This is a genomic window from Candidatus Streptomyces philanthi (assembly GCF_059553635.1).
This window is the reverse complement of record NZ_JCANQV010000267.1, coordinates 1-7,895: the sequence shown is the minus strand read 5'-3', so window position 1 is coordinate 7,895 and position 7,895 is coordinate 1. Positions and strand designations below refer to the sequence as shown.

Annotated in this window: 9 protein-coding genes; 7 read left to right on the top strand and 2 right to left on the bottom strand. The window is 72.2% G+C overall.

Translation table 11 applies throughout. The features are described 5' to 3' along the window. The 4 genes from AC51EU_RS24065 to AC51EU_RS24050 all read left to right on the top strand — a co-directional run. Positions 1-366 (top strand): hypothetical protein (locus AC51EU_RS24065; protein WP_496269139.1); only part of this gene is annotated, 366 nt, incomplete at its 5' end. 4 nt (positions 367-370) lie between these two features. Next, the gene (locus AC51EU_RS24060) at positions 371-823 is read left to right on the top strand and encodes an acyl-CoA thioesterase (RefSeq protein WP_496269138.1); all 453 of its coding nucleotides are present in this window, start codon (positions 371-373) and stop codon (positions 821-823) included. Beyond that, positions 820-1,383 (top strand): flavin reductase family protein, encoded by a 564-nt coding sequence (locus tag AC51EU_RS24055; RefSeq protein ID WP_496269137.1) that lies wholly within the window; start codon positions 820-822, stop codon positions 1,381-1,383. The genes AC51EU_RS24060 and AC51EU_RS24055 overlap by 4 nt, the downstream gene beginning before the upstream one ends. After that, positions 1,380-2,723 (top strand): cytochrome P450, encoded by a 1,344-nt coding sequence (locus tag AC51EU_RS24050; RefSeq protein ID WP_496269136.1) that lies wholly within the window; start codon positions 1,380-1,382, stop codon positions 2,721-2,723. Before AC51EU_RS24055 ends, AC51EU_RS24050 begins: the two co-directional genes overlap by 4 nt. A 58-nt stretch (positions 2,724-2,781) precedes the next feature. Here the strand turns inward: AC51EU_RS24050 and AC51EU_RS24045 are convergent, their stop codons facing one another. After that, positions 2,782-3,540 (bottom strand): helix-turn-helix domain-containing protein, encoded by a 759-nt coding sequence (locus AC51EU_RS24045; protein ID WP_496269135.1) that lies wholly within the window; start codon positions 3,538-3,540, stop codon positions 2,782-2,784. 126 nt (positions 3,541-3,666) lie between these two features. Next, positions 3,667-4,416, bottom strand: a complete 750-nt coding sequence (locus AC51EU_RS24040) for a ParB/RepB/Spo0J family partition protein (protein ID WP_496269134.1) — start codon at positions 4,414-4,416, stop codon at positions 3,667-3,669. Between the two features lie 585 nt (positions 4,417-5,001). Between AC51EU_RS24040 and AC51EU_RS24035 the strand changes: the two genes are divergently transcribed. The 3 genes from AC51EU_RS24035 to AC51EU_RS24025 all read left to right on the top strand — a co-directional run. Then, positions 5,002-5,568 carry a DUF5987 family protein gene (locus tag AC51EU_RS24035; RefSeq protein WP_496269133.1) on the top strand — a complete coding sequence of 189 codons (567 nt, stop codon included), beginning with the start codon at positions 5,002-5,004 and terminating at the stop codon, positions 5,566-5,568. Beyond that, positions 5,565-7,223 carry an FAD-dependent oxidoreductase gene (locus tag AC51EU_RS24030; RefSeq protein ID WP_496269132.1) on the top strand — a complete coding sequence of 553 codons (1,659 nt, stop codon included), beginning with the start codon at positions 5,565-5,567 and terminating at the stop codon, positions 7,221-7,223. Before AC51EU_RS24035 ends, AC51EU_RS24030 begins: the two co-directional genes overlap by 4 nt. A 75-nt stretch (positions 7,224-7,298) precedes the next feature. Next, positions 7,299-7,895 (top strand): carboxymuconolactone decarboxylase family protein (locus AC51EU_RS24025; RefSeq protein ID WP_496269131.1); only part of this gene is annotated, 597 nt, incomplete at its 3' end.

Below are 7,895 nucleotides of genomic sequence, written 5' to 3'. Positions count from 1 at the left end.
GGGCTGACGCTGTGCGCGGTGCCCGGAGCGGACACCGCCGTCGCGGGGTGCGACGCCGAGGTGGTGGGCGCCCGGCCGGAGGCCGAGTGGGAGCGGCTGCTCGGTGCGCACGCGCCGCTGGCCCGGCTCCTGGCCCGGGAACTGGCGGAGGACCCGGACGCCGCCGCGACCCGGGTGTGGTCCGCCGCCGAGTGCCTGCACAAGGCCGGGGTCACCGCGGCCGCACCGCTCTGTCTGGAGCCCGGCCACCGCGACGGCTGGGCGGTCCTCGCCTCCGGCCCACTGCGCGTCGCGACGCTGCTCACCACGCTCCGCACCACGCCGGAACCGGTCGTCTTCGCGATCCTTACGGGAGTGAGGTCCTGAAACCATGGCGGATTTCTTCGAACTGCGGCACACGGTGGGTTTCGAGGAGACCAACCTCGTCGGCAACGTCTACTACGTCAACTACCTCAGCTGGCAGGGCCGCTGCCGGGAGATGTTCCTCAAGCACAAGGCCCCCGACGTGCTCGCCGAGGTACGGGACGACCTGAAGCTGTTCACCCTCAAGGTCGACTGCGAGTTCTTCGCCGAGATCACGGCGTTCGACGAGCTGTCCATCCGGATGCGCCTGGCGGAACTCGCCCAGACCCAGCTGGAGTTCACCTTCGACTACCTCAGGACGGGGCCCGGCGGCGAGGAACTGGTCGCCCGGGGCCGGCAGCGGGTGGCGTGCATGCGCGGACCCAACAACGCGACGGTCCCCACACCCGTCCCCGAGGCGCTGGTACGGGCCCTGCGGCCCTACACACCGTCCCGCCCGCCGGCCGGGAGGCCCGTGTGAACGCCGTGCCCGCGCCGGCCGGGAAGGCCGCCGGCGAGACCGCCGCGGACCATGTCACCGACACCAAGGAACTGCGGGCCGCCTTCGGCACGTTCGCCACCGGCATCACCGTCGTCACCGTCGGCGGTCCCGCCCCGCGCGGCATGACCGCGAACTCCTTCACCGCCGTCTCCCTGGACCCGCCCCTCGTCCTCGTCTGCGTCCAGCACGACGCCGTCATGCACCAGGTCCTCGACGGCGCACGCCACTTCGGGGTGTCGGTACTGGCCGCGGGACAGGGCGCGGTGGCCCGGCACTTCGCGGACCACTCCCGGCCGATGGGCGCCGGCCAGTTCGACGCCGTCGACTGGCGGCCGGGCCCGGCCACCCGCGTCCCGCTGATCGCCTCCGCCCTCGCGCGCTTCGAGTGCGAGACCTGGCGGCGCTACGAGGGCGGGGACCACACCATCTTCCTCGGCCGGGTCCTCGCCCTGGAACGCGACCTCGCGCAGGAGGCGCTGCTGTTCTTCCGCGGGGAGTTCCGCGGCTGCGCGGCGCGGCCGAAGGAGGTCCGGGCATGACCGGCCCCCGCACCCCGCCCGGCCCGCCGCGCAGGGCGCTGCCCCGGCTGGTGAAGAAGCTCGTCACGGACCGGCTGGGGCTGATGACCGAGGCGGCGGAGCTCGGCGACGCCGTCCGTGTCGTCCTGGGCCCCCGGACGCTCCACATCTTCAACCACCCCGATCACGCCAAACACGTTCTGGCCGACAACAGCGGCAACTACCACAAGGGCATCGGCCTCACGGAGGCGAAACGGGCCCTCGGCGACGGGCTGCTGACGAGCGAGGGGGAGGTGTGGCGCGAGCAGCGCCGGGTGCTCCAGCCCGTCTTCCGGCACAAGCGCATCGCGGGGCAGGCCGGCGCGGTGGCCGACGAGGCGATGAGGCTCGTCGCCGTCCTGCGGCGGCACGAGGGCGGCGCGCCCGTCGATCTCGTGGAGGAGCTGACGGGGCTGACGCTCGGAGTGCTGGGGCGGACCCTGCTGGACACCGACCTCGCCGCGTACGACTCGGTGGCGCACTCCTTCGAGGCGGTCCAGGACCAGGCGATGTTCGAGATGATCACGCAGGGGGCGGTACCGGCCTGGGCACCGCTGCCGCGCCAGCTCCGCTTCCGCCGGGCCCGCCAGGACCTCCAGCGGGTCGTCGACCGGCTGGTGGCCGCGCGCGCCGGCCGCCCTCCCGGCGGCGACACGGACGACGCCCTCTCCCGGCTGATCGAGGCGACCGCCGGGGACGGCGCCGCGGCGGGCCGGCGGCGGCTGCGGGACGAACTCGTCACCCTGCTGCTGGCCGGCCACGAGACGACGGCGAGCACCCTCGGCTGGACCTTCCTGCTGCTCGACCGCCACCCCGGAGCGCTGACCCGGGTCCGCGAGGAGGCCCGCGCCGTGCTCGGCGACCGGGCGCCCGTCTTCGACGACCTGCGGCGCCTGACGTACACCACCCAGGTGGTGCAGGAGGCGATGCGGCTCTATCCGCCGGTGTGGATCCTCACCCGCCGGGCGCAGGGCGCGGACGTCATCGGCGGGTACCGCGTCCCGGCCGGGACCGATGTCCTGATCTGCCCGTACACCCTGCACCGCCACCCGGGGTTCTGGGACGACCCGGAGCGCTTCGACCCCGGCCGCTTCGCCCCGGACCGCGACGGGAACCGGCCCCGCTACTCCTACCTCCCGTTCGGTGCCGGGCCCCGCTTCTGCGTCGGCAACCATCTCGGGATGATGGAGGCCGTCTTCGTGACGGCCGTGGTCGTGCGGGAGATGACGCTGCGTACGGCGCCGGGGCACAAGGTGGTGGCCGAACCCATGCTGTCGCTGCGCATGCGGGGCGGGCTGCCCATGGAGGTGCACCGCGCCTGACGGTGCGCCGGGCGGGACCCCGGGTGGGGCGAGGACCGCGCCCGCCCCACCCGGTCCGTCAGCCCACGGCGTCCAGCGCCGCCAGCCGCAGGTCGAGCAGGGCGAGCAGCACCGGGGGGTCGAGGGCGCCGATGGACCTCAGCCGGATGTCGGCGGGCGGCAGCAGGGTGTCGGCTCCCACGGCGATCGGCCCGTGGGAGCCGACGGACGGCGCGCTGTCGTCGCCGATGCCGTCGACCTCCTCCATCCCGTACGGCACGGAGTGCACCAGGACGTGCCAGGTGCCGGCGGGGACGTTCTCCAGCACATAGGGGCCGGGCCGGTCCAGGACCGTGCAGCACACCGGCCGCCCCTGGGGTATGCAATCGGGAAAGAGGCCGACGAAGACATATCCGGCGGAGCCTCCCGCCGGGGCGAGGATTTCCCCCCGGAGGGAAGTGGCCCGCATTCCGCTCCGACGGAAATCCGTACGGATCTCGTCGGTGAACCCTCCCGACTGGCGGTAGGCCGACGGGGAGAGGCCCACACACGACTTGAAGCGTGAGCTGAAGGTGCCGACGCTGCTGTATCCGACCTGATTGCTGATGTCCGCCACGCTCAGGTCGGTTTCCAGCAGAAGACGTTTGGCCTCCTGTAACCGCAGTGCCGACAGGAAGCGCCCGGGTGATATTCCGGTGATCCCGCTGAACACCCGGGTGAAATGAAACTTGCTGTACATGGCCGTCTGTGCCATGTGGTCTATGGTGATTTCCTCGCCGAGGTTCTCCTGCATGGCGCTGATCACTCGTGCCACAGCTTGCTCCGTCGTGGATTCCATGGGCTCTCCCATATCGCAGCGGCGTTCCGGCCGTCGCGGACAACGGTTCTCCGGCGGCGGGCCAAGAATATCCAGTGAAAGCGCCGTAAGTGGAGGGCTGATGCCGGAAAAATATGCAACCCGGTATCAGATCTTCCTACCGTCCAGTTCTCTGGCGGCCTTGAGCCAGGATTCCGCGAATTTCCGGGCGAGCTCCGCCACGGCGGCGGTGCAATGCGCCGGGACCGTGTCCATCCTCTTCCGCCAGTTCTCCTCCAGGAGCATCTGGGCGTGGAGGCAGCGCAGCAGTTCACGGCCCGATTCGGTGTGCCGCAGCGACGGGTCGTTGGCGAGGCTGCGGAGGATGGCGGAGCCCTCGCGCTCGGCCGGGGTGCGGAGCACGGGCCGCCGGCCGTCCTCCTCGGCGGGCTCCCCGTACGCCCGGCGCGGCACCGGCCGCGGACCGGGGGCGCGCCGGTTCCCCGGCACCGCCTCCTCGCCGCGCTGGAGCCGTTCGCGCACGTCGTGGGCGGTGCCGACGGAGATCCCCGCGGCCTTGGCGACCTGCCGCAGCGGGGTGTCGGGCCGGGCCGTGATGATCTCCGAGGCGCGCAGCCGCCCCGCGCTGCTGCTGAGCGGGTAGCGCCTGCCGTCGGTGCCGATCCGGACGCTCGGCTGCGGAAGATCCGCACCTGAACGGTGCCGCAGGGCGGCCACCGACCTGGCGGCGAGCCCGGTGCGCGCGGCGATGGCCCGGTCGGACAGCTGGGGGTGGGTGACGAGTATCCGCCGGGCCGCCGCCTTGCGCTCGGCCAGCGAGAGGGGAAGGCCGTGGGAAACGTTTTCCCCGACCGCGTGGAGGAAGATATCCTCCTCGTCCCCCTCGAAGAATGACACCTCGATCCTGTCCCTGCCCCGGAGAAGGGCCGCATGGACCCGGTGCATCCCGTCGATGACCCGCATGGTGCGGCGGTGGACGAGAATCGGGGGAAGTGCGGATTCGGTTTCCGCGAGACGGCGGACATGTTCGCCGTCGACGCCGCCCAGCCGGGGGGAATCGGCGGGAAGGAGTGCCGCTATGGAGACGGTGTGTGTGTTACTGATCCGTTCGCTTGATTCCTCGTGGCCGTTTCTGTTGTTTTCGGGGGGCTGTGCCGGAGGGCCGTCGGGGGTGCTTTCCCGCATTTCCGAACTGGCCACCATGTAACCCCCGCAAGTGAAGTCGGTCCAAGGGGACGCAGGACGGTCCCCCGGGACGGGAACCCCGGGGGACCGGAACGCTTTGTCCCCTGTGCGCAGCTTGCCAATGGTGTGGAGTCGGACCAATACCATAGCGGTTGACGGACTTGTGGCCAAGGGGTAACCAAACCTTGATAAGCGGAGCTGAAGATTCCGTCGCTTATCAGTTGCTTGAACGAACTCACCTTCCCTACGTTGTCGGTGGTTTAAAAATGGCAATGACGCGAACTGGAGGATTGGTCGATGGACCGTGGCACACAGGAGCGGACGGACCGGACACCGATACTGGAGGCATACGCCGACACCATCATTCCCGGGGAAAAGCGGTGGCCCGGTGACAGAACGGTCGCCGGAGCGGCCGAGGGGCCCGGCGCCGTGGCGGCCGGCGCCATCGAGCTCCTGGAGTGGGACGCCACCGGCATGCCCGAAGGACTCGACGACCTCGCGCGCATGCTCAACGCCCACGCCGTCGCCTACGCCGAGGAGCACGACGTGGCGCTGGACGACACCGTCGCCCCCTTCGTCTCCCTGTCGTTCGAGCACCGCACGGCCCTGGTCCGGCGGCTGCTCGCCCCCGGCCACCCGGAGAAGGAGTTCTGGGTGATGCTCGCGCTGTTCAGCACCATGGCGTTCGACTCGGCCGCCCATCTGCACACCGCCGACGCCCTCGCCGCCGGGCACCCGGGACTCGCCGCGATGGGCGTCACCGCGCCCGACGAGGACGGCCTCTGGCGCTTCGGCGACTTCACCTACGGACGCCCGCTCGCCCGCCTCCACCCCGACACGAACCCGACAGGGAGCCTGGCATGACCGCAGCGGAGAGCACGGACGTCCTCGTCGTCGGCAGCGGTTTCGGCGGCGCGATCGCCGCCTACCACCTCGCGGCGGGGGGCGCCAGGGTCACCGTGCTGGAGCGCGGACCGTGGCTGGAGGGCAAGGACTTCGAGCACGACTTCAAGCTCGGCTCCTCCTCCACCAGGATCTTCGACTTCGTCGTCGGCGACGGCATGAGCGTCCTCGGCGGCAACTGCGTCGGCGGCGGCAGCGTCGTCTACTTCGCCGCCATGCCCCGCGCCCCCCGTTTCGTCTTCGACCGGCAGGGCGGCGCCGGCAGACGGATGTGGCCGTCCTCCGTGCACCGCGACGCGCTGGAGCCCTGGTACGACCGGGTCGCCGAGGCGCTGCCCGTCACCCCGCAGGAGTGGAAGGACACCACCTACTCCGGCGGCCTCTGGGCGGCCGCCTGCGACCACGCGGGCCGCACCGCCAACCCGCTGCCGGTGGCCGTCGACAACAGCCGCTGCGTCAACTGCAACTGGATGATGGCCGGCTGCCGGTTCGACGCGAAGCGGTCCCTGCTGTTCAACTACCTGCCCGCCGCCCTCGCCCACGGCGCCGTGATCCGCCCGCTCCACGAGGTGCAGCGCATCTCCCGGACCGACGACGGCGGCTACCGCGTCCACTACAACCTCGTCGACGAGGAGGACTACCGCGTCCAGACCCCCGACGCGGGCCGCATCGACGCCAAGGTCGTCGTCCTCGCGGCCGGCGCCGGCGCCACCCCCGTCATCCTGCAACGCAGCCGGCCGTCGCTCGGCGCCATGCCGCACGCGGTCGGCCGCTACTTCTCCGGCAACGGGGAACGCCTCAACACCGCCGTCCTCGACGAGGACCGGGTCGCCGAGGTCCTCGGCCTCTCCCGCGGTGACGGCGCCGCCTACGCTGCCCACCAGATCGGCCGGGGCCCGACGGTCGCCAGCTGGGACCGGCTCGACGGCTCGCGCCCCGAGTTCTCCCGCTACTCGCTGGAACAGCTCTACTTCCCGCCCGGCCTCGGCACCATCCTCGCCCAGGCGCCCGGGGCCACCGGGCCGTCCTGGTTCGGCAGGGAGAAGAAGGAGTTCCTGCGCAGCTGGCGCTCCTGGCTGACGATCTTCACGATGAGCGAGGACGACAACGAGGGTGTCTTCGGCCCGCCCCCGCCCACCGGCAACGCCCGCCGCATCTCCCAGCAGATGCTCGGCCGCGGCGCGCTGCGCTACGTACCGACGGAGAACACCCTGCGCGGCTGGGCCGAGTCCGACGCCGAGGTCAAGGACATCCTCGAACGGGACGGCCTGGCGAAGGTCATGCCGTGGACCAACGACGTGATCGGCGCCTACACCGTCCACCCCCTGGCGTCCTGCCGCATCGGCGACGACCCCGCCACCTCCGCCCTCGACGACCGCCATGAACTCCGCGGCCACCCCGGGATCTTCGTCACCGACGGCTCCGCGGTCCCCGGCGCGCTGACCGTCAACCCGGCGATGACCATCGCCGCCCTCGCCGAGCGCGCCGTCCCCGGCATCGTGGAGGCCGCCCGGAGCCGGGGCGTCCCCGTGACGTACGGGGCGCCCGCACCCGACGGCGCCACCAGCGGGAGGCGGGCCGTGCTGCCCCTGACGCGCTCCGCCACGCGCGGTTAGTTGTGTGACAGGACCCACTCGTCAGGGCGTGCCGGGAACCCCCGGCACGCCGTCCGACCCCGTGAGGTGGTGCCCGTGAACAGGTTCGTCCGCAGGGCGGTGGCGGCGACGTCGGCCCGCGTCCACCACGTCCGGGTCGTCCGCCCGGCGGACGCCGAAGGACTGGTCGCGGCCGTGTACGCACAGGCGACCCGCGACTTCGGCGCCCCCGCACCACCGCTCGCCCTCCACTCGCCCGCACCGCGCACCCTCGCCGCGGCATGGACGATGCTCCGCGAGACCCTGGTCGTCCAGGACCGCGTGAGCCGCCCCGCCAAGGAGGCGCTGGCCGCCGCCGTGTCCGAGGCCAACTCCTGCCCCTACTGCGTCGAGGTGCACCGCGCCGCGGCCCGCGGAAACGGCCCGGGCGGCACCGAGGACCCCGCCCCCGCCGACGCCGAGCCGCCGTACCCGGCCCCCGAACGGTCCGAGCGCCTGGGCGTCGCCGTCACCTTCCACTACCTCAACCGCATGGTCAACGTCTTCCTCGACGCCTCGCCCCTGCCCGCCGCCACCCCGTCCCCCGCACGCGGGACGCTGATGCGCCTGATCACCCACGCGATGCGCCGCGACGACGCCGAGCCGGGCGCCTCGCTCGCCCTGCTGCCGCCCGCCGCGCTCCCCGACGACCTG